Annotated in this window: 19 protein-coding genes; 5 read left to right on the top strand and 14 right to left on the bottom strand. The window is 68.8% G+C overall.

All coding sequences use genetic code 11. The annotated features are described in order from the left end of the window. Nucleotides 1-12 precede the first annotated feature (12 nt). The 3 genes from AB7E83_RS00570 to leuC form a co-directional block, all read right to left on the bottom strand. Nucleotides 13-909, bottom strand: coding sequence for an HpcH/HpaI aldolase/citrate lyase family protein (locus AB7E83_RS00570; RefSeq protein WP_428563973.1), 897 nt, complete (start codon nt 907-909; stop codon nt 13-15). A 102-nt stretch (nt 910-1,011) separates the two neighbouring features. Further along, nucleotides 1,012-1,659 (bottom strand): 3-isopropylmalate dehydratase small subunit, encoded by a 648-nt coding sequence (gene leuD / locus AB7E83_RS00575; RefSeq protein ID WP_428563976.1) that lies wholly within the window; start codon nt 1,657-1,659, stop codon nt 1,012-1,014. Nucleotides 1,660-1,675: 16 nt separating this feature from the next. After that, nucleotides 1,676-3,088 carry a 3-isopropylmalate dehydratase large subunit gene (gene leuC, locus AB7E83_RS00580; RefSeq protein ID WP_428563979.1) on the bottom strand — a complete coding sequence of 471 codons (1,413 nt, stop codon included), beginning with the start codon at nt 3,086-3,088 and terminating at the stop codon, nt 1,676-1,678. 158 nt (nt 3,089-3,246) lie between these two features. Here leuC and AB7E83_RS00585 point away from each other — a divergent pair, with 158 nt between their 5' ends. Next, nucleotides 3,247-5,193, top strand: coding sequence for an aconitase family protein (locus tag AB7E83_RS00585; RefSeq protein WP_428563982.1), 1,947 nt, complete (start codon nt 3,247-3,249; stop codon nt 5,191-5,193). After that, on the top strand, nt 5,190-6,137 hold the full coding sequence (locus AB7E83_RS00590; RefSeq protein WP_428563985.1) for an EamA/RhaT family transporter: 948 nt from the start codon (nt 5,190-5,192) through the stop codon (nt 6,135-6,137). The genes AB7E83_RS00585 and AB7E83_RS00590 overlap by 4 nt, the downstream gene beginning before the upstream one ends. A gap of 61 nt (nt 6,138-6,198) precedes the next feature. On the opposite strand, the gene AB7E83_RS00595 is transcribed toward AB7E83_RS00590, so the two are convergent. The 3 genes from AB7E83_RS00595 to AB7E83_RS00605 are packed head-to-tail and all read right to left on the bottom strand — an operon-like array spanning nt 6,199 to nt 9,482. Further along, nucleotides 6,199-7,338, bottom strand: coding sequence for an NAD-dependent epimerase/dehydratase family protein (locus AB7E83_RS00595; protein ID WP_428563988.1), 1,140 nt, complete (start codon nt 7,336-7,338; stop codon nt 6,199-6,201). An 11-nt stretch (nt 7,339-7,349) separates the two neighbouring features. Beyond that, entirely contained in the window at nt 7,350-8,489 is a 1,140-nt protein-coding gene (locus tag AB7E83_RS00600) for a CaiB/BaiF CoA transferase family protein (RefSeq protein WP_428563991.1), read from the bottom strand. Nucleotides 8,490-8,507: 18 nt separating this feature from the next. Then, nucleotides 8,508-9,482 carry a Bug family tripartite tricarboxylate transporter substrate binding protein gene (locus tag AB7E83_RS00605; protein WP_428563994.1) on the bottom strand — a complete coding sequence of 325 codons (975 nt, stop codon included), beginning with the start codon at nt 9,480-9,482 and terminating at the stop codon, nt 8,508-8,510. A gap of 340 nt (nt 9,483-9,822) precedes the next feature. On the opposite strand from AB7E83_RS00605, the gene AB7E83_RS00610 reads away from it, so the two are divergent. Next, complete coding sequence (locus tag AB7E83_RS00610) at nt 9,823-10,404, top strand: ORF6N domain-containing protein (protein ID WP_428563997.1); 582 nt, start codon at nt 9,823-9,825, stop codon at nt 10,402-10,404. Nucleotides 10,405-10,488: 84 nt separating this feature from the next. Here the strand turns inward: AB7E83_RS00610 and AB7E83_RS00615 are convergent, their stop codons facing one another. From AB7E83_RS00615 to AB7E83_RS00650, 8 genes are all read right to left on the bottom strand, one after another. Then, the gene (locus AB7E83_RS00615; protein ID WP_428564000.1) at nt 10,489-11,916 is read right to left on the bottom strand and encodes a CoA transferase; all 1,428 of its coding nucleotides are present in this window, start codon (nt 11,914-11,916) and stop codon (nt 10,489-10,491) included. 3 nt (nt 11,917-11,919) lie between these two features. Next, nucleotides 11,920-12,897, bottom strand: a complete 978-nt coding sequence (locus AB7E83_RS00620; protein WP_428564003.1) for a Bug family tripartite tricarboxylate transporter substrate binding protein — start codon at nt 12,895-12,897, stop codon at nt 11,920-11,922. 11 nt (nt 12,898-12,908) lie between these two features. Continuing rightward, complete coding sequence (locus tag AB7E83_RS00625; RefSeq protein ID WP_428564006.1) at nt 12,909-13,751, bottom strand: alpha/beta fold hydrolase; 843 nt, start codon at nt 13,749-13,751, stop codon at nt 12,909-12,911. 28 nt (nt 13,752-13,779) lie between these two features. Continuing rightward, on the bottom strand, nt 13,780-14,781 hold the full coding sequence (locus AB7E83_RS00630; protein ID WP_428564009.1) for a Bug family tripartite tricarboxylate transporter substrate binding protein: 1,002 nt from the start codon (nt 14,779-14,781) through the stop codon (nt 13,780-13,782). Nucleotides 14,782-14,794: 13 nt separating this feature from the next. After that, a complete protein-coding gene (locus AB7E83_RS00635) occupies nt 14,795-15,580 on the bottom strand; it encodes a citryl-CoA lyase (RefSeq protein ID WP_428564012.1) in 786 nt (261 codons plus the stop codon). A 1-nt stretch (nt 15,581) separates the two neighbouring features. Continuing rightward, nucleotides 15,582-16,796, bottom strand: a complete 1,215-nt coding sequence (locus tag AB7E83_RS00640) for a CaiB/BaiF CoA transferase family protein (RefSeq protein WP_428564015.1) — start codon at nt 16,794-16,796, stop codon at nt 15,582-15,584. Then, nucleotides 16,793-17,461, bottom strand: a complete 669-nt coding sequence (locus tag AB7E83_RS00645; RefSeq protein WP_428564018.1) for a GntR family transcriptional regulator — start codon at nt 17,459-17,461, stop codon at nt 16,793-16,795. Before AB7E83_RS00645 ends, AB7E83_RS00640 begins: the two co-directional genes overlap by 4 nt. Before the next feature lie 103 nt (nt 17,462-17,564). Continuing rightward, on the bottom strand, nt 17,565-19,286 hold the full coding sequence (locus AB7E83_RS00650; protein WP_428564021.1) for an N-acyl-D-amino-acid deacylase family protein: 1,722 nt from the start codon (nt 19,284-19,286) through the stop codon (nt 17,565-17,567). 238 nt (nt 19,287-19,524) lie between these two features. Here AB7E83_RS00650 and AB7E83_RS00655 point away from each other — a divergent pair, with 238 nt between their 5' ends. Next, on the top strand, nt 19,525-20,481 hold the full coding sequence (locus AB7E83_RS00655) for a Bug family tripartite tricarboxylate transporter substrate binding protein (protein WP_428564024.1): 957 nt from the start codon (nt 19,525-19,527) through the stop codon (nt 20,479-20,481). Then, nucleotides 20,474-21,649, top strand: coding sequence for a CaiB/BaiF CoA transferase family protein (locus tag AB7E83_RS00660; protein WP_428564027.1), 1,176 nt, complete (start codon nt 20,474-20,476; stop codon nt 21,647-21,649). The genes AB7E83_RS00655 and AB7E83_RS00660 overlap by 8 nt, the downstream gene beginning before the upstream one ends. Nucleotides 21,650-21,671 lie beyond the last annotated feature (22 nt).

A 21,671-nucleotide genomic window follows, 5' to 3' on the forward strand; every position in this document is an offset into this window, starting at 1 on the left:
CCCATCGCCGGGTCAGGCGCCCTGGCCCTCGATCAGGCCCAGCTTCGCCGCGACGGCCAGCGTGCGCTTGGCGATGTCGATGTTCACCTTCTCGATCAGCTTGCCGCCGATGATGAGCGCCGCCATGTTGGAGCCCGCGGCCTGCGCGATGGCCTCGCGCATTTCCAGCGCCGCATCGATCTCGGCGCGAGAGGGTGAGAAGATGCCGTTGACCACGGCCACGTGCTTCGGATGGATCACCAGCGCGCCGTCGTAGCCCACGCGCTTCAAGTAGCGGCCCCAGCGCTCGATGATCGCGTGGTCGCCCATGTCGGTGAAGGCGACGGCCGGCGCGAAGGGCACCAGGCCGTGGTAGCGCGCCACGCACACCACCTTGCCCAGCGGATACGCCACGCGGTCGGGCTCGTCGAGGAACACGCCGCCCACCGAGACGGTGTAGTCGCCGATGCCGAAGCACATGCCCATCATGCGGGGCACTTCCTGCGCGATGCGCTCGCAGTTGACGATGGCGCCCACCGTTTCCATCATCGGCCAGAGCTTGATGTCGTCCGCGCCGGGCAGCGTGTCGAGAAAGTTCGTGACCTGCTGCAGCTGCTTCGGCGTGTCGGCCTTCACCGGCATGATGGTCCTGATGCCCGCCTCGACGCAGGCGCGGATGTCGTCCTGCCACCAGGGCATGTCGACGGCATTGATGCGGACCACGACCTCCTTGCCCTTGAAGTCGACCTCGGACATCGCCTGCACCAGGTTGCGCTGCGCGCCCTTCTTCGACTCGTCGAGGTAGACCACCGCATCGTCGAAGTCGATCATCAGCAGGTCGGCGTCGGACGTCGCGGCCTTGTCGATCATCTTGCGGTTCGAGCCGGGCACGAGCAGCATGCAGCGCCGGGGCATCTGTTCCTGGGTCATGGGGAAATCCTTTCGAGGCGGAGCCTGTTGTCGACTCTGCCAGTGTCCGCGCGGACGCGCGCGCGGACTATCCCCGATAGCAGGTAGCCAGGCTCGAGACGCCTACGCGGTCGGCACGAGCCAGGGAAACCGCTTCAGGTGCTGCTCCTGGAACGCGCGGATCTGCTCCGCCTTGCCGAGCGTCGCGCCCACTTCGTCGAGGCCGTTGAGCAGGCTGTGCTTGCGCGACGGATCGATGTCGAAATGGAAGGTCATCGAGCCGTCGGTCGTGCGCACTTCCTGCGCGGGCAGGTCGATCTCCAGCGTCAGCGGCTCGTCGCGCAGGGCGGCTTCGAACAGGCGGTCGATCTCGGCTTCCGACAGCACGATCGACAACAAGCCGTTCTTGGAACTGTTCTGGTAGTAGATGTCCCCGAAGCTCGGCGCGATGACCGCGCGGAAGCCGTACTCCGCGATGGCCCACGCCGCATGCTCGCGCGAGGAGCCGCAGGCGAAATTCTTGCGCGCGAGCAGGATCGACGCGCCCTGGTACTTCGGCAGGTTGAGCACGAAGTCCTTGTTCTTCGGCCGGTGCGTCGCGTCCTGCTCGGGCTCGCCACGGTCGAGGTAGCGCCACTCGTCGAACAGGTTCTTGCCGAAGCCCGTGCGCTTGATCGAGATGAGGAACTGCTTGGGAATGATCGCGTCGGTGTCGACGTTGGCCCGGTCGAGCGGCGCGACGAGGCCGCGGTGCGTGGTGAATTTTTCCATGATGTCTCCTGCGGTCTCAGGCCTGCGCCGGCAGGCGGCGAACGTCGACGAAATGCCCTGCCACCGCGGCGGCGGCGGCCATCGCGGGGCTCACGAGGTGGGTGCGTCCGCCCGTGCCCTGGCGGCCTTCGAAATTGCGGTTGGAGGTGGACGCGCAGCGCTCGCCCGGCGCGAGGCGGTCGGCGTTCATCGCCATGCACATCGAGCAGCCCGGCTCGCGCCATTCGAAGCCGGCATCCAGGAACACCTTGTCGAGGCCTTCCTGCTCGGCCTGTTTCTTCACCGGACCGGAGCCGGGCACGACCATCGCGAGCTTCACGTTCGACGCGACCTTGCGGCCTTTCACGACGCTGGCCGCGGCCCGCAGGTCCTCGATGCGCGAGTTCGTGCAGGAGCCGATGAACACCTTGTCGATGGCGATGTCGGTGATCGGCGTGTTGGCCTTCAGGCCCATGTAGTCGAGCGCGCGGCGCCAGCCTTCGCGGCGCACCGGGTCCTGCTCCTGGTCGGGGTCGGGCACCTTGCCGTCGACCGAGGTCACCATCTCGGGCGAGGTGCCCCAGGTGACTTGCGGCACGATCTGCGATGCGTCGAGCTCGACCACCGTGTCGAAGTGCGCGCCCTCGTCCGACGTCAGGGTGCGCCAGTACTCGACCGCGCGGTCCCACATCTCGCCCTTGGGCGCGAGCGGGCGGCCGCGCATGTACTCGATGGTCTTGTCGTCCACGGCGATCATGCCCGCGCGCGCGCCGGCCTCGATCGACATGTTGCACACCGTCATGCGGCCTTCCATCGACAGCGCGCGGATCGTGGAGCCGCCGTACTCGATGGCGTAGCCCGTCGCGCCCGCCGCGCCGATCTTGCCGATGAGCGCGAGGATGATGTCCTTGGCGGTCGCGCCGGGACCGAGCTCGCCCTCGACCTTCACCAGCATCGACTTCATCTTGCGCGTCACGAGCGTCTGCGTCGCCAGCACGTGCTCGACTTCCGAGGTGCCGATGCCGTGCGCGAGGCAGGCGAACGCGCCGTGCGTGGAGGTGTGCGAGTCGCCGCACACCACCGTCATGCCGGGCAGCGTGGCGCCCTGCTCCGGGCCGACGACGTGCTCGATGCCCTGGCGCGGGTCCATCATGCCGAAATACATGAGCTTGAATTCGGCGGTGTTGGCGTCCATCGCCTCGACCATCTTGCGCGACAGCGGGTCGGTGTTGCCCTTGCTGCGGTCGGTGGTGGGAATGTTGTGGTCGACGACGGCCAGCGCGGACTCGGGCCGCCAGGCCTTGCGGCCGGCGAGGCGCACGGCCTCGAAGGCCTGCGGGCTCGAGACCTCGTTGATCATGTGCCGGTCGATGTAGAGCAGGCTGGTGCCGTCCGCCTCGGTGGCGAAGGCGTGCGTGTCCCAGAGCTTGTCGTAGAGGTTTTTGGGCATGGATCGGCCAGTGGTCGGGAATGAATGCTTCGATATTACGTCGCGTCCTGCCCCGCCGCAGCCGCGATTGGCGACCGCCGGGCTCGCGAATCGCGAGGACGGCGCGCGCCCCGGTGGCTAAGATCGGAGCAGAACTTTTCCATTCTTCCGAGCCCTCCATGGACACCGTACAGCGTTTCACCGGCCGCGCCCTCTATCTCTCGCAAGACCCCGCCAAGGTCGCCGCGCAGCTCGCGGGCGAGAACCTCACGCTCGCGACCGCGTCGCCGCTGCGCGACGACATCTCCACCGACGAGATCACGCCGGTGACGGTGATGCTGGTGTACGACGAGCGCCTGGGCCGCTACCCCTACGTCGGCTTCCAGACCGGCGGGCAGAAGCCCATCGGCATGGATGCGATCAAGAACGGCGGCTTCGAGATCACCGTCGCCGGCAAGCGCTACGGCAAGGGCTCGTCGCGCGAGCACAGCCCGCTGGCCGAGCTGTCCGCGGGCATCCGGCTCGTGGTCGCGGAGAGCTTCGAGCGCATCTACCAGCAGAACTGCGACAACATCGGCATCCTCACCACGACGAACTTCGGCGTGCTCGACCGCATCCGCGCGGGCGAGGGCATTCCCATCGAGGAGTTCCTCGTGGGCCGCGACGAACTCACGCAGCAGATCATCCGCGCCGGCGGCCTGATGGCGTACAGCAAGAGCGTGAAGTGGCCCACGCCGGGGGCCGCGGGTTCTGCGAACGGTGACACGGCCGGGCCGCTGACGCTCGTCGAGAAGATCATCCGCCGCAACGTCCACCCCGACACACCGAACCCGAAGACGGGCGACGGCGTGTTCCTCGCGGCGCACTGGCGCTTCAGCCACGACTACTTCACGGGCATGAGCGCGCACTTCATGCACCGCAACTTCGGCAAGCCCGCGCCGCTGCACGACCCGAGCACCATCGTCGCGTTCCAGGACCACCTCGTGCTCGCGCCGCAGAGCATTCCGCACAAGGATGGCGGGCTGCTCCCCGGCGTGGCGAACCTGTTCCAGGGCCACACCGCCTTCACGCGCGACTACCCGGTGCGCGTCCACGAGGAACTGCCCGACGGCTCGGGCGCCGAGGGCATCTGCCACGCGATCATGGCCGAGCGCTATGCGCTGCCGGGGCAGGTGGTGGTGGGCACCGATTCGCACACGCCGCACTCGGGCGCGCTCGGCTGCCTCGCGTTCGGCGCGGGCTCGACCGACATCGCCAACAGCTGGGCCACCGGCTACATCCGCTGCAAGGTGCCCGACACCGTGCGCGTGCAGATCGATGGCGACATGCCCGCGGGCGTGATGGCCAAGGACCTCGTGCTGTACCTGCTCGCCATGCCCGAGATCAAGGCCGGCAAGGCCATCGGCGCGGTGTTCGAGTACGCGGGCTCGACGATCGCGGCGCTGTCGATCGACGAGCGCGCGACGCTCACCAACATGGTCGCGGAGCTCGGCGGCTTCACCGGCATCGTCGCGCCGGACGAGAAGACCGTGGCCTTCGTGAAGGAGCGCCGCGGGCAGGACATCGCGCTCGAGCCCTGGATGCAGAGCGACCCCGGCGCGAAGTACCGCGACACGATCCGCATCGACGCATCGAAGATCGAGGCCATGGTGGCGCGGCCCGGGGACCCGGGCAACGGCGCGGCGATCTCCTCGTTCGAGGCGCCCGTGAAGGTCAACATCGCGTATGGCGGCTCCTGCACGGGCGGCAAGCGCGAGGACTTCGACCGCTATCACGAGGTGTTGCGCTGGGCCGTCGACAACGGCCGCAAGCTGCCGGAAGGCATGCGCCTGTACCTGCAGTTCGGAACGTCCGACGTGCGCGACTACTGCATCGAGAAGGGCTACCTGAAGACCTTCGAAGAGGTCGGCGCCGAGATGATCATGCCGGGCTGCGGCGCGTGCGCGAACTGCGGCCCCGGCCAGTCGGCGTCCACCAGCGACGTGACGATCAGCGCGATCAACCGCAACTTCCCTGGCCGCTCGGGCCCGGGCGGCGTCTACCTCGCGAGTCCGACCACGGTCGCCGCCACGGCGCTGGCCGGACACATCGCGACCTTCGAGGAGTTGCAGGCGCAGGCCGCGTGAGCGTCGCGAACCCCTGGCTCTGGTTCGCCGTCGTTCTCTTCGCGGCGTTCACGCAGACCATCCGCAACATGGCGCAGCGGTCGCTGAGCGGCCAGGCCGGCATGCTCGGCGCGACGCTCGCGCGCTTCCTCTACGGCATACCGTTCGCGTTCGCGGGCATGCTGCTGGTGCAGAACCTCTGGGGCGAGCCCTGGCGCCTGCCGCCTTTCACCGTGGCCTATATCGCCTGGCTGTTCCTCGGCGCGGCCACGCAGGCCATCGCCACGGCGATGCTGCTCGCGGCCATGAAGCACGGCAACTTCGTCGTGTCGGTGACGTATTCCAAGACCGAGGTCCTGCAGGTCGCATTCTTCGGCGCGGTGTTCCTGCACGAATTGCCTTCCGTGCTGTCGCTGGCGGGCATGGTGGTGGCGCTGGCGGGCGTGATCCTGCTGATGCGCGCGAAGATGTCGCCGGCCGCGGCTGCAGGCCAGACCCGGACCTGGGGCGGCTTCAGCCCCAGCGCGTGGTTCGGCCTCGGCGCGGGCGCTTGCTTCGCGATCGCGGCCATCGGCTACCGCGCCGCGGCGCTCGAACTCATGGCGGTGAGCGGCGCGCCTGCGTGGCACGTCAGCACCTGGAGCGTGCTGCTCGCGCAGATCATGCAGTCGGCCGGCGTGATGGCGTGGCTGCTCGTGCGCAACCGCGCGGCGATCGTGGCGGTGTTCAGCGGCTGGCGCGTGTCGCTGACCGCCGGCTGCGCGGGAGCGCTGGCGTCGCTCGGATGGTTTCTCGCTTACGCGCTGCAGACGCCCGCGAACGTGCGGGCCGTGGGCATGGTGGAGGTGGTGTTCAGCTACGTCGTGTCGCGGCGCCTGCTGAGCGAAGGAGTCACGCAGATGGAGAAGGCGGGCTTGCTGCTGGTGGTGGCGGGGGCGGTCGGGACTTGCATCGGGGCGGCTTGAGCGCCGATTCGCCAAGGGTCGTTCAGCGACGCGGCTTCGGAGGCAACATCTGTTCCATCGCTCACGCGCGAGTACCCGCACTCCCCGCCGACCAATCCTCCCCCGCCTTCTTGGGATGCCGGTAAGTGTGACCGCGCTCGATCACCGGGAACTCCACCATGGCCGCGGCATCCAGGCCCTGCGTGCGCGCGCGGCGGATCAGCTCGTCCTCCGCCTCGTAAGCGAACGGATCGCCCAGCTGCTTTTCCATCTCCGCGGCACGCTCGCGTCCATGCGCCGCCAGCCACTTCGCCGACAGCGCAATCGCCTCCGCCGTCGGGACCTTGTCGCTGTACCCCAGCTGCGTGCGGACTTTCGTCGTGTCGAACGCCATGTGCGTCGAGTCGTAGGTCATGTGCTTGTGGTCGCCCCACAGCGGACACGCGCGCGCGGCGAGGTTCTGCGGCAGGTTCACCAGCTCCCACTCGTGGCCGAGCGTGCGCGCGATGAGTTCGATGCGCTGGCGCAGCGAATGCTGCACGTCGTCGGCCACGTGGTAGATCTGGCCTGAACACGCCTCGGGCTGGTCGACCGCGAGCAGCAGCGCGTGCGCGACGTTCGCGGCATAGCCCCAGCGTTGAATCAGCAAACCGTTGTCACCGAGGATGAACTGCCGGCGGCCGTCGAGGATGCGGCGCACGATGGACCAGTCCAGCGGCGCCGGCGCATGCGGGCCGTACACGAGCGGATAGCGGAAGATCGTCGCGCGGAAATCGCCCGCGGCATGCATCGCCATCACCGCCTGCTCGGTGAGCCAGATCTTGTGCCACAGCTTGTCTTCGGCCCAGCGCTCGTCGCGCTTCGGGCCGTCTTCGCGGATGGCGGGCGGGCGTCCGAGCGCGCCCCAGCGTTCGTCGCTGCGCGGCGCGTATCCGCCGGCGCCGCTGACCGAAATGAAGCGCCCCGTGCGCCCGCGAAGCGTTTCGGCGATCACGCGCACGCGTCCGTAGGTCGCGATCACGGTGTCGAAGGTGCGCCCCGCGAGCGCGGGCTCCAGCGTTTCCGCGAAATGCGGATCGGTGTGGATGTGCTCGATCTCCCGGTCGAACTCGACTTCATGGAAGCCGCCGTGCAGGATGATGACCTCATGGCCGCGCGCGAGCAGGCCGTTGACCAGGTGCGGACCGCTCGGGCCCGTGCCGCCGATGACGAGGACGCGCACGTGCAGTCCCCTCAGCGGCGCAACGAACCGAACACTTCGTCGTTGTGCTCGCCGATGCCGGGCGCGCCGCGCCGCGCGGGCGCCGCCGGCAGCGTGAGCGCGCAGCCCACCTGGCGGATGGTGCCGCGCGTCGGATGCGGCACGTCGATGATCATGCCGCTGTCGGCCACGGGCGGCATCTTCGCCGTCTCCGCGTACGTCGCGATGGGCGCGCACAGCACATCGCCCGCGCCGAGCACTTCGAGCCAGTGCGCGGTGGTGTTCCTGCGCAGGCGCTGCGCGACCGCTTCGACCATCGCCGGCCGGTTCGCGATGCGCTGGTCCATCGTCGCGAAACGCGGATCCTCGGCGAGCTGCGGCGCGTCGAGCAGTTCGACCAGCGCGCGCCAACGCTCGTCCTGGTACGCGATGATCATGATCCAGCCGTCGCCCGTCGGGAAGGCTTCGTTGGGCGCGGCATAGGGCGCGGCGCTTCCGCTGCGCACCGGCACTTCGCCATTCGTGACATAGCCCGCGAAGGCGGTCTGCTGCAGCATCAGGGCGCAGGCCATCATCGACGTGTCGATGTGCTGGCCCTTGCCGGTGCGATTCCTGTCGTGCAGCGCGGCCTGCACCGCATTCGCCGCAAGGAAGCCGGTCACGATGTCGACGATGGGCACCTGCACCTTGATCGGCACGCCGCCGTCTTCTCCGGTGATCGCCATGAGGCCCGACAGTGCCTGCACCACGCCGTCCATGCCGCCGCGTTCGCGCCACGCGCCCTTCTGGCCATAGCCGGAGATCGAGCAGTACACGAGGCGCGGATTGCGCTTCGACAGGGCCTCGTAGCCGAAACCGAGCCGCTCCATCACGCCGGGGCGGAAGTTCTCCGCCACGACGTCGGCGTCCTCGCAGAGCTTGAGCATGCGGTCGCGGTCGGCCGGGTCCTTGAGGTTGACCGAGACGCCGCGCTTGTTGCGGTTGAGTGCGAGGAAGAGCATGCCGTCGCCGTCGACGTAGGGCGGACCGAGCGGCCGCGCGATGTCGCCCGAGGCCGCCTCCACCTTGATCACGTCCGCGCCCAGGTCCGCGAGCATCACGGTGCAGGTCGGACCCGAGCCGATCTGCGAGAAGTCGATGACGCGGATGCCTTCGAGTGCCTTGTCGAGCATGCCCCTGCCTGCCTTCGCTTATTCGAACTTGATGTTGTTCTGCTTGATCACGTTGCCCCACATCGCGAGTTCCTTGCCGATGCGCGCGCGGATCGCTTCGCTGGCCGTGCCGTCGTCGCCGACGATGCCCATGCGCTCCAGCCGGTCGCCCATCTCCTTGGTCGCGAGAATCTGCGCCACGGCGCCGCGCAGTTTCTCCACCACGTCGCGCGGCGTGCCCGCCGGAGCCATGAAAGCGTACCAGGTCACGGCCTCATAGCCCGTGAGGCCCTGCTCCGCGACGGTGGGCACGTCGGGCAGCAGCGGCGAGCGCTTGGCCGAGGTCACGGCGAGCGCACGGGCGCGGCCGTCCTTGATGAGCGGCACGGCCGGCGCCATCGTCGAGAAGATGAGCGGCATCTGGCCCGAGAGGAACGCGGACATCGCGGGACCCGTGCCGTTGAAGGGCACGTGCGTCATCGGGATGCCGAGCGTCTTGAGCAGCTCGCCCGAGACGTGCGGGCTGGTGCCCGCGCCGCCGCTGGAATAGAACAGCTTGTCCGGATTCGCGCGGGCGAACTCGCCGAGTTCCTTGACGTTCTTCGGCGCGAAGCTGGATGCGGCCAGGATGACGTTGGGCGAATAGCCGACGAGCGCGACCGGCTGGAAATCCTTCACCGGGTCGTAGCGCTGCGACTTGACCATGTTGGGGCCGATGGTGAGTTCGGCCGAAGTGCCCATGAGCAGCGTGTAGCCGTCCGGCGGCGCGGAGGCGACGAACTGCGCGCCGATCATCGCGCCCGCGCCGGGCTTGTTCTCGGCGACGAAGGACTGCTTCAGCACGTTCGTCAGGCGCTCGGCCATCAAGCGGCCCACGACGTCGGTGCCGCCGCCGGGGGCGTGCGGAATGATGATCTTGACGGGCCGGTCGGGATAGTCGGCCGCCGCGGGGACGGCGACGAGCGCGGCGACGAGGGCCGCGGCGACGGTGAATGCGTGCCGGAGGTGTCTCATGGTGTCTCTCTCTCTTGCGGGTGGCAGATGCGCCGATTGTCGAGAGATGCCCTGCCGCGGCCTCCGGGTTTGACCCTAGGCGGATGCGAATTACCTGCTTTCGGGGAGGTGGGGGAGGCCGCACGAGGCTGCCGCCGAAACAGGCCCCAGGGGGAGCCTGGCGATAGAATGCCCGACCCCACCGGTCATTGTTTCTCACCATGGAACTCGCCACGCGGCTCATTCAGCTGTGCAAGGTCAAGGGACCGTTTCAGCGGCCGCAGACCGAGCGCGCGCGTCCCGGAATGCCCGGCCGTGCCAGGCGCGCGGCGCACGCGGTCCGATGACCACGGCTGCCGGCATGCCGCTCTCCATCGGTGAGGTGGCGCAGCGGATTCACCTCGTGCGCGGTCAGCGGGTGGTCCTCGACGCGGACCTGGCGGCGTTCTACGGCGAGACGACCAAGCGTTTCAATCAGCAGGTGCGGCGCAACCTTGCGCGCTTTCCGTCGGACTTCATGTTCCAGCTCGATGCCCAGGATCTGGCGACTTTAAGGTTGCAATCTGCAACCTTGAAGCGCGGTCGCGGCCAGCACACCAAATACCTTCCGCTGGCCTTCACCGAACATGGTGCGATCATGGCGGCCACGCTGTTGAACAGCGCGCGCGCCACCGAATTGAGCGTGCATGTGGTGCGCGCCTTCGTGGAACTGCGCGGCATCTTGGTGAGCAACCGCGAATTGGCCGCTAAAGTGCATCAACTCGAGCGCAAGGTCTCCATCCACGATCGCAACATCGCCGAGCTGGCTGACTCGATGGGTCAACTGCTGGCGACGCCGGCACCGCCGCCCAAGCGGCCGATCGGGTTCTTGCCGCTAGAAGAAAACAAGGGCAAGCCAGCCAGCAAGGCGACCGTCAAGAAGGCTGTTCGCAGGAAGGCTTGAAGCGACATCTCCCGCCACACGTGCACGCGTGTCGCATAAGGCGCGCGGCTCGCTTTCGACGAATCGTCCATCAGGTCGCATCAGTCAGCGCGCCCCCCACTCCGCCCGCGACGCCCCCAGCGGCACCGGCGGACTGTCCCAGTACGCCGGCGTCCGCGAATACTGCGCGACGGGCGCGAGGTAGTGGAGCTCGCCGAAAGGCGAGTCCATCGTGGCGATGCGCGGCCTGCCCCTACGCGCCTCCTCCGGCGAAGGTCGGGGAAGGCGCAGGCCGAGGTCCTGCACCCACAGGCAGGTCTGCGCGAGCGAGATGCGCACGTGGTAGCTGCCGCCGTCGCGCGCGCGCCGGATCAGTCCCGCGAGCGCGCCGAACGTGCCGAGGTACGCCGTGAGGTAGTCCGCGAGCAGGTGCGAGGGCACGACACGGGGCGCATCCGCGCCGCCTTCTTCGACGGCGATGCCGGTCGCGGCCTGCGCGATCGGGTCGTAGCCGACGTAGCGCGACCACGGTCCGTCGACGCCGCCGTAGCAGCTCACCGAGACATACACGAGCCCCTTCCTCGACGACGCCGCGAGTTCGCGCGGTCCGAGGCCGCGTCGTTCGAGCGCGTCCGGGCGCAGCGACTGCACCACGATGTCGGCGTCGTTCGCGAGCGCCTTGTACCGGGCGACATCCGCATCCGCATCGAGGTCCAGGAACGCCGAGCGCTTGCCGAAGCCGGTGTCGATCATGAAATTGATCGGGTCGCTCGTGCGCGGCGGCGCGATGCGCAGTGCATCCGCGCCCTGCTCCGCGAGGCAGCGGCCGATGCCGGGCCCGGCCAGGATGTGCGTGTTCTCCAGCACGCGAATGCCCGAAAGCGGACGCGCCGCCTCGCCAAAAGGAAGCGGCGCGCCGTCCGCGATGCGTTCGATGTCGATCACGGGCCGGCCCGCGAGAAAGCGGCCGTGCGGACTCGCGCGCCACTGGGCCGCATCGCGCACCTTGACGAGCGGCAGACCGCGCTCCTGGCAGATCGACTCGAGTTCCTCCGCGTTCCACCGACCAACCGTCTCCATGAGCGCGGGCTTCGTGTTCGCGCATCGCAGGACGTCGAGGATGCCGTTTCGCAAGCGCGGACTGCCGTGCGCCATGTAGATCCACGCGTCCTTCGCGCGGAAGAATCCGTTGCCCGGTTCCTGGAACACGAAGCGCACCGTGAGCGGATAGCCGTTCTGCAACAGGTGTTCGGCCGGGTTCAGCGCATGCGCCGCATCCGCGAAGTCCACGCGCACGTCTTGCGACCGGCCGGTGCGCAGCCGCCAGATTTCCGCGACGGCGGCGGCCTGCGCTGCGAGCGCGACACCGCTGGCCGTGGCGAGGCGATGCGGGCTGGCGAGCGGCGAATCGTCGCCCGTCAGCGTCACGTTCGCGATGGGCACGTCCACGCCCGACTGCGCGACGAGGCCGGCGAGCGCATCGCGCGCATCGACCTGCGATGCGCCGGAATCGGCAGGCGCAGCGGCGTTCAAGCTTCAATCCTCCAGCGGCACACCCGCATCCTTGATGACGGTTGCATACGTCGCGATGTCCTTTGCGAAGAACGCCGCGAAGTCCCCCGCCGTGCCCGGCCGCGCCTGCAGCCCCATCGACGCCAGGCGCGTCTGCATGTCGGGCAGCGCGATCGCCTTGTTCACTTCCTCGTTCAGCCGACGCACGAGCGGCGCGGGCATGTTGCCGGGTCCCATGAGCCCGTACCAGGCCTGCACGGAAAAGCCGGGAAAGCCCGACTCCGCCATCGTCGGAACGTCGGGGGCGGCCGGCGAACGCGTGTCGGTGGTCACGGCCAGCGCGCGCAGCTTCCCGCCCTGCGCGAGCTTCACGCCGGTGATGAACGCATCGAAGATGTAGGCGACGTGGCCGCCCATCACGTCCACCTGCGCGGGCGCGCCGCCCTTGTAGGGGATGTGGTTGATGTTCAGGCCCGCCGCCTTCTTCATGATCTCGCCGGACAGGTGGTTGGCGCTGCCCGCGCCGGCCGAGCCGTAGCTCATCTTGCCGGGCGAGGCACGCACGAGCGACACGAGTTCCTGCACGGTCTTCGCAGGCGAATTCGCGGGCACGACGAGCAGGTAGGGCGCGTCGCCGACATACGCGATCGGCGTGAAGTCGCGCAGCGAGTTGTACGGCAGCGACTTCTTGATCGAGGCCTGGATCGCCATCGGATTCGCGCCGAGCATCAGCGTGTAGCCGTCCGGCGCGGACTTCGCCAGACGCTGGTTGGCGATCATCCCGGTGGCGCCGGGCACGTTCTCCACGACGACCGTCTGCCCCATCGACGCGGACAGCTTCTCGCCGATGGCGCGCGCGAGCGTGTCGACGGGGCCGCCTGCCGGATAGCCGACGAGCAGCGTGACCGGCTTCGTGGGGTAGCCGCCCTGCGCGGCGGCGGGCATGTGAACCGTGGCCGCCGCGAACAGCGCGGAGGCGAGGATGAGAAGTCTGCGTTGCATGGTCGGTCTCCTTATTCTTCGCACACCGTGCCGTCGTGCAGCGATGCGAAATGCAGCACCTGCCGCGCGCATTGCGCGGCGCGATAGAACTGGATGGAATGCGCCTCGGTAGGCAGCAGCGTCATCTTCACGCCGGGGATCGTGGTTCTCACGCGCTCCTGGTCGAAGCGCGTGATGGTTCCGTTGCCGGGGTACAGGCCGAGCGTGGGCGTCCTGATGCGCGCGGCCTGCGCCGACACGTCGAACTGGATCGCGCCGAGTGACAGGCCCACCATCGCATCGACGTGGTTGCGGCCCATGTCCTTCGAATACCAGTCGAGCAGGCCTTCCTCGGTGCCCGCCGGGAAACGGGTGGAGCCATTGGTGGCCGCCGTCCACTTCTCGGTGCCCAGCGCACGCATGGCCTCCTGCCAGCTCGGATAGCCGAGCGCGAACACGTCCTGCGTGTGCTTCGGGATCGTGAACGGCGTCGAGACGAGGCTCAGCGTGCGCAAGCGGTCGGGCCGCTCGGCGGCAAGCATGATGCCGACGATGCCGCCGATCGATTCGCCGCAGTAATGCACCGGCACGCCGGGGCTCACTTCGTCGACGATGGCGAGGATGTCGCCCAGCATGTTCTCGGGCGTGTAGCCGTGCTCGGTGTCGAAGTCGCGCGGCGCGTCGCCGTGGCCGCGCAGGTCCGGGCGCACCACCTTGAAGAAGCGCGAGAGGTACGGCACCCATCGATACCAGAGGTTGGAGGTGCGGCCGAAGCCGTGCTGCAGCACGATCACCGGCGCGTTCTTCCACGGGTCGGTGAAGTCGTCGATCTTGTAGTTCAGCGTCGCCTGGCCGGCACGTTGGATCTGGGGCATCGGATGGTCTCTTGTGTTGTCGGAAATATCAGTCGAGCGAGATGCGCGCGGTGCGGATGATCGTCCGCCATGCATCGATGTCCGCGCGGATGCGACGCGCGAAATCGGGCGCGTTGCTCGCGACCACCGCGGCGCCCTGCGATTCGAGCGCGGTGCGCACTTCGGTGCTGTTCATCACCTTCTGCAGTTCGGCGGACAGGCGATTGACGATCGCCTCGGGCGTGCCGGCCGGCGCGGCGATGCCGAACCAGGTCGCCGCCTCGTAGCCGGGCACGCCGGACTCCGCGACCGTCGGAATGTCCGGGGCGCCCGCGAAACGCGAGGTGCCGGTCACGGCGAGCGCGCGCAGCTTGCCGGCGCGCACCTGCTGCAGCGTGGTCACGGGGTTGGCGAACATGAAGGCGATCTGGCCGCCCAGCAGGTCGTTCATGGCCGGCGCCTGGCCCTTGTACGGGACGTGAACGATGTCGATACCGGCGGCGACCTTGAGCGCCTCGCCCGACAGGTGCGAAGACACTCCCGTACCGGCCGAGCCGTAGGTGAGCTTGCCCGGCTGCGCCTTCGCCAGTGCCAGGAACTGCTTGAAGTCCTGCGCAGGCAGCGAAGGATGCACCGCGATCAGGAAGGGCGACGACGCGAGGAGCGAGACCGGCGCGAAGTCCTTCCCGAAGTCGTAGGGCATCGACTTGTAGAGCGACACCGCCATCGCGTCGCCCACGTTGCACAGCAGCAGCGTGTAGCCGTCGGGCGCGGCCTTGGCAACGGCCTCCGCGCCCACGCGCCCGCCCGCGCCCGCGCGGTTGTCCACGATCACGGGCTGGCCGAGCGCATTGGAAAGACCCTGCGCGGCGATGCGGCCGATGGCGTCGGCCGGTCCGCCGCTGGCGAAAGGAACGATCAGGCGCAGGGGTTTGGTCGGAAAGCCCGCGGCGCCGGCCTGCGCCGCCGCGCTCCCCGCGGCGACGAGCGATGCGAATGCCACGATGCCTGCGCACGAAGCGCGAACGAGTCTGCCGAGGGTCGGGTGCATGAGGTGTCTCCGGTCAATCCATGGAACGTGAAGCGGGGCCGTCGTACTCGATGTCGTCGGCGGTGGCGACCTTGCGCCAGCCGCGCTCGCGCGTCGCCTCTTCCATCGCGTGCGCGGCGAGGCCGGCGGCGCGCGGGATGAAGATGAACGCGCGGCCCAGCCGCCAGTTGAAGCCGAGGTCGGACGCGAGCGCGGCCACGACGCCGTCGATGTTGAGCGGCAGCGACTTGCCGCTCGCGGCCTCGATGGCTTCGGAGATGTGCAGCGCGAGTTGCAGGTGCGGCCCGACGAGGTCGACTTCGCGCGCGACGGCAATCACCGCATCGACGCGCGCATCGCCCTTCGGATGCAGCGGGTGCCCGTAGCCCTCGACGCGCTCGCCCTTCTCGCGCAACGACTTCACGATCTGCGTGGCCTTCTTGTCGAGCGCGAGTCCTTCGGCTTTCGCTTCCGCCACCCACTCCTCCAGCCGGCGCGACAGCTCCTGCCCCGCGCCGCCGTGGATGTCGCCGATGGTGAGGATGCCCGCGGCCACGCTCGCCTGCAGCGGCACGCCCGAGGCCGACACGATGCGCGTGACGGCGGACGACGCGACGATCGAGTGGTCGATCACCGAGATCATCATCGCGTTGAGCACGCGCACTTCCGCCGGGCTCGGAATTCGCTGCTGGAAGAGCACGAACAGCATGCTCGTGAAGTCGAGCTTGCTGATCAGGTCCTCGTGCTTGTAGCCCGCGATCTCGACGCTCGCGTCGTCGAAACGGGAGATGGCGGTGCGCCAGGGCTTCTTTTGCGGCAATTCAGGCTCCTTCGGTGGCATGTTTCGTGGGGTCGGGGCCGCGCGCGGCCAGCGCCAGGATCTCGGCGCGGTGTTCGTCCAGGCGCGGCGGCGGCAGCGTCGCGGCCAGCGCGCGCGAGCCGATGCGAAACGGGGCACGCACCATGCGGAAACCTTCGATCTCCGGGTGCGGGATGTCCACGACCATGCCGAGCGTTTCGGTCTGTGGATGCGCGAGCACTTCGTCGACCGAAAGCACGCTGGAGTGCGAGACCTTGGCGTCGCCGAGTCGCTGTGCCCACTCGTCGCGCGTGCGCGTGGCGAACACCGCTTCCAGCGCCGGAATCAGCGTGGCCTGGTGGCGCGTGCGCGCGAGGTTGGTCGCGTAGCGCGGGTCGTCGCGCAGCTGCGGCGTCTGGAGCGCATCGCACAGGCGCCGCCACATCGGCTCGTTGCTGCAGGCGATGGCCATCCAGCCATCGCTCGCGCGAAAGGTCTGGTTGGGCACCGTGATGCTCGCGCCGAGGTCCTCGTCTTCCTTCACCGGCGGCTGGCTCGCGGCGGCGAGCTGCGTCGTCGCGAAGTAGCTGAGCATGCCGATGCCGCTCTCGTAGAGCGACGTGTTCACCTGCGTGCCCACTCCCGTGCGCGTCCGTTCATGCAGCGCCGCGACGATGGCGAGCGCCGCGTTGAGCCCGGTGAACATGTCGACCATGGCGGGCACGACCTTCTGCGGCCGGCCGTCCGCCTGCGGATTGAGGCTCATCACGCCGCACGATGCCTGCGCGACGAGATCATTCGCGCCCGCCATCGCGAGCGGGCCGACCTCGCCGAAACCCGAGATGCTGCAGTAGACCAGCCGCGGATGGAGCGCGCGCATTTCCTCGCAGCCCAGGCCGCTCTTGTCCATCACGCCGGGGCGGAAGTTCTCGACCAGCACGTCGGCCTGCGCGACGAGGCGGCGCGCGACGTCGCGGTCCTCCTCCCGGTCGAGGTCGAGCGCGATGCTGCGCTTGCCCCGGTTGAACGACAGGTACATCGTCCCCGTGCCTTGCCACAGCGCGGGGAAGTTGTAGGCGCGCGCATCGTCGCCGGTCTCGGGCCGCTCGACCTTGATGACATCCGCGCCGAGGTCCGCGAGGTACTGCGTGCAGAAGGGGCCGGCAATGATGCGGCTGAAATCGAGCACGCGGATGCCCTGCAGCGGGAGCGTCGCGGGAGCTTTCGACTCCGTCATGGCGTGACGTACTCCCGCACCGCCTCGATGGTCGAGGCGCAGCCGTTGTGCAGGTGGGTGCGGATCGCCTGCTCGAGCCGCTCGAGGTCCTTCGCGTGCAGCGCGGCCACCATCTCGGTGTTCTCCTGCAGCACCTGCGGCGAGCGCCGCCGGTTGCGCGAGTTGAGCATGAAGCCCAGCACCTGGATGCGTTCGTGCAGGCCCGCGAGCAGGTCGATGAGCACGCGGTTGCCCGAAGCCTCGGCGATGGCGCGGTGGATGCTGCGCGAGGTCTCCACGAAATCGGCGGTGCGCGATTTCTCCAGGTGTTTCGCCGACAGGGCGAGCAGCTTGTCGATGCGCGCGAGTTCGGCCGTGCCGATCCTGTCGAGCGCCGCGCGCGCCGCCTCCACTTCGAGCGCCATGCGCACCGAATAGAGGTCACGGATCTCCTGGGCGCTCAGCGCGCGGACGGAGTAGCCCCAGCCGCCCTCCTTCTGGACGAGTCCTTCATGCACGAGGCGGCCGAGCGCCTCGCGCACGGGCGTGCGGCTCACCTCGATCTCGTCGGCGATCTTGTGCGCGTAGATGCGCTCGCGCGGACGGTATTCGCAGCGCGAGAGCTTGTGCTTCAGGAACCGGTAGGCGCGCGCTTGCGCGTCTTCTTCGGGCGACAGATCGCTCATGAATTCAATTTCTTGAAAATTGAATTCAATTTTGGGCGCGGGTCCGCGCGGGGGTCACAGGGTATTCCCGGTCGGAGACGGCCGGGCGCGGGCGGTGTTTTCCCTAATCCTTGCGACGCACCAGCCGCCCCGGATACGCCCCGGTGAACTGTCCGTCGCGGTACGTCACCTCGCCGTTCACGATAGTCGCCGTGTAGCCGTCCGCGGCCTGCGTGAGACGGCAGCCGCCGGCCGGCAGATCGAACACCGGCCGCGGCGGATGCAATTGCAGCCGGTCGTAGTCGATCACGTTCACGTCGGCCTTCATGCCTTCGGCAAGCAGCCCGCGGTCGGTGAGGCCCACCGCCAGCGCGTTGTTGCGCGTGAGGCGGTTCACGGCCCATTCGAGCGGCACGCGGCCGTGCGCGCGGTCGCGCGTCCAGAACGCGAGCACGGTCGTCGGATAGCTCGAATCGCACACCATGCCGTAGTGCGCACCGCCGTCGCCCAGGCCCACGAGCGTGTTCTCGTCGGTAAGCATGCGGTGTACGGCTTCGAGGTTGCCCTCGGCGAAGTTCGTCGCGGGATTGAGCAACAGGCCTTGCCCGTCGTGCTCCAGCAGCGCGTCGTACGCGACCTCGGCCACGGACACGCCGCGCCGCTTCGCGACCGCCTGCAGGAACTCGTCGGGCGAGGGCTCGTAGTTGACCGGGTCCGAGAGCGCGAAGGCCTTGTCGTACTGCGACACGAGGTACACCACCGCCGGATTCGTGTTCACCGAGGTCTCGGACAGGATCGCCTTCTTGCGCGCCGGATCGCGCATCGCCGCCGCGCGTTCGGCCACGGGCAGGTGATGGATCTCGAGGTAGCTGGGATGGAAGCGGAAGGGATGGAAAGACAGCGCGAGGCCGAAGAGAAATCCCACGGGCCGCGGAAACACCTGCGCCTTGATCGGCAGACCGTCGGCCTGCGCCTGCTGCGTGAGCTGGAGCAGCTCGTCGTGCAGTTTCACGTACGGCGCTTTCTGCGCGCAGGTGAAGCTGAGCGGCCGTCCCGACGTCTGCGCGATGTTGCGCAGCAGCGCCATCTGCGTGCTCGCGTCGGAGCCCCCGTAGAAGCCGTCGGTGACGATCTGGAACACGCCGGCATCCGCCTCGCGCAATCCGCGCGCGAGCGCCAGCACTTCGTCCGGCGGCGCGACGACCGAGGGCGCGGGCGTGCCGTCGTTCGCGCGGTGGCCGAGATGCTGCGAGGTGCTCACGCCGATGGCGCCGGCCTGCACGGCCTCGCGCACGATGTCGGTCATCTGCCGCAGTTCCTGCTCGGTGGCCGCGACCTTCTGCTCGCCGCGCTCGCCCATCACGTACACGCGCACGGCGCTGTGCGGCACCTGCACCGCAAAGTCGATGTCGTAGCGGCGCGGCTCGAGGAACTGCAGGTACTCGGGGAAGGTCTCCCATTCCCAGGGCACGCCTTCGGTCATCACGACCTCGGGCACGTCCTCGACGCCCTCCATGACGCGCACGAGGATCTCGCGCTGGTGCGGCTTGCACGGCGCGAAGCCGACGCCGCAGTTGCCGGTGACCACTGTCGTCACGCCATGCGTGGACGAGGGCTGCAACCGATGTTCCCAGGTCACCTGCCCGTCGTAGTGCGTGTGCAGGTCGACGAAGCCGGGCGTGACGATCCGGCCGCGCGCGTCGATTTCTTCGCGTCCTTTCTCCGGCACGTCGCCCACGCGGGCGATCACGCCGCCGCGGATGGCGACGTCCGCCATGCGTGCCGGGCTGCCGCTGCCGTCGACGACTTTGCCGCCGCGGATGACGAGATCGAATTCGCTGCTCATGGGCCGGGTACTCCTTGTGGGACCCATCATCGTGCGCTTTTCGCGGGGGGAACTCCAGAAGCGCGAGCAATCGTTTCGCGCTGCGAAACAGACTTGCCTCGTCACTCCCGCGAAGGCGGGAATCCAGGCCCCCCGATCGACCGTCGCAATTCCGTTTCCCGGAACCCCCTGTCTCACCGCGCGCCCCGGGCAGCGGCCGGCCCCAGAATTTCCGGATCGACATCCCGATGGAGACACCATGCTGCGCCGCACCTTCACCCTCGCCGGCCTCGCCGCCACCTTGCCGGCCACGTCGCAGGCCGCGGCAGCCGACGGCACGCTGCGCCTCATCGTGCCCAGCGCGCCCGGCACCGGCGTCGACATCCTGTCGCGCTACTTCGCGCAGCAGATCGCCAAGCCGCTCGATGCCAAGGTCATCGTCGACAACCGCGCCGGCGCGGGCGGCATGCTCGCCTGCGACGTGCTCGCCAAGGCGCCCGCCGACGGCGGCGCCTGCATGCTCACGAGCGGCTCGATCTACACCTTCCCCTGGCTCTACAACAAGCTGCCCTACGACGGCGTGAACGACCTCGCGCCGGTCGTGAACGTCGGCCTGTCGCAACTGCTTCTGCTCGTGCCGACGCAGTCGCCCTACAGAACCGTGCAGGAGCTGGTCGCGGATGCGAAGCGGGGCACGCCGCTCTCGTTCGCGTCGGCCGGCGCGGGCACCGCTTCGCACCTGGCGGGCGCGCTCTTCAACCAGATGGCCGGCGTGAACCTCACGCACATCCCGTACAAGGTCGCGTCGCAGAGCGTGGTCGACGTCGCGAGCGGCGTCGTCGGTGTGGGCTTCCAGGGTCCTGCCGGCGTGCTGCCGCTGCTGAAGGCCGGCAAGGTGCGCATCCTCGCCGTGACGGGTCTGCAGCGCTCGTCGCTCATGCCCGAGATTCCCACGCTCGACGAGAGCGGCGTGAAGGGCTACGAACTCGTGTCGCCCATCGTCATGGTCACGCGCGCGGGCAATCCGCCGGCATTCGTGAAGGCGCTCGGCGACGCGACGCTCGCGGCCGCATCCACGCCCGAGTACAAGCAGCTCTGCAGCACCATCGGCCTCGACGTGCATCTGCAATCGCAGGCGCAGACGCAAGCCGCGACGGCCGGCGAGTTCGCGAAGTGGAGGCGCATCGTCGCCCTGGGCGGAGCCAAGCTTGACTGAAGGCCGCGCCGGTCCGCTGCGCGGCATTCGCGTCCTGGACCTCGGCCAGATCGTCGCCGGCCCCTTCGCCGCGAGCCTGCTCGCCGACTACGGCGCGGACGTGGTGAAGGTCGAGCGGCCCGGCAAGGGCGACCCCCTGCGCGCGCTCGGCAAGCAGAAGGACGGCGTGTCGCTCTGGTGGCATGCGTGCAACCGCAACAAGCGCACGATCGCGCTCGACCTCGCGAACGACGACGATCGCGCGACGCTGCGCACGCTGATCGCGCATGCGGACGCGATGGTCGAGAACTATGTCCCCGGCACGCTGGAGAAGCTGGGCTTCGGCTACGACCGGCTCGCCGAGATCAACCCCGGCCTCGTGCTGCTGCGCGTGAGCGGCTACGGGCAGGAAGGCCCGTACTCTCGCTGGCCCGGCTTCGCGCGCACGAGCGAAGCGTTCAGCGGCCTCACGCACCTCACCGGTTTCGCCGACCGCCCGCCCGTCAACGTCACGGCGTTCCCTGTCGCGGACTACATCACCGGCCTTTTCGGCGCGTTTGCCATCGTGTCGGCGCTGCGCGAGCGCGATGCGCACAGCGGCAGGGGCCAGGTGATCGACCTCGCGCTGCACGACGGCCTGTTCCGGATGATGGAGCTGGGCTGCATCTCCTACGACCAGCTCGGCTTCCTCGCCGAGCGCAACGGCGGCACGAACGAAGTGGCCGCGCCCGTCGGGATCTGGCCCTCGCAGGACGGCATGCCGATCCAGCTTGCGGTCGGCACGGATGCGATGGCGAAGAGCTTCTTCGCGGCCATCGGGCAGCCGGACCTGATCGAGGACCCGCGCTACGCGACCAACCGCTCCCGCGTGCTGAACCGCGCGGCGCTCGAAACGATGGTGGCCGAGTGGCTCGCATCGCGGCCCGCGGCGGAGTCGCTGAAGGCCCTGAGCGAACGCGGCGTCGCGGCCGCGCCGGTCATGTCGATGGACGCGATCTTCAAGGATCCGCAGTACGCGGCGCGGGGCAATCTCGCGCAGGTCGACGACGCGAAGCTCGGCAAGGTGACGCTGCCGGGCGTGATCCCGCGCCTGTCGCGCACGCCGGGCGCGGTGCGCCATGCGGCGCGCGACATCGACGCGGACCGCGCGAGCGTGCTGAGGAGCTGGAGCGACTCGGGGCCGGACTGATCCGCGCGGCGCTTCAGCCTGC

The organism is Ramlibacter sp. (assembly GCF_050250995.1).
Classification (GTDB): Bacteria; Pseudomonadota; Gammaproteobacteria; order Burkholderiales; family Burkholderiaceae_C; genus Ramlibacter.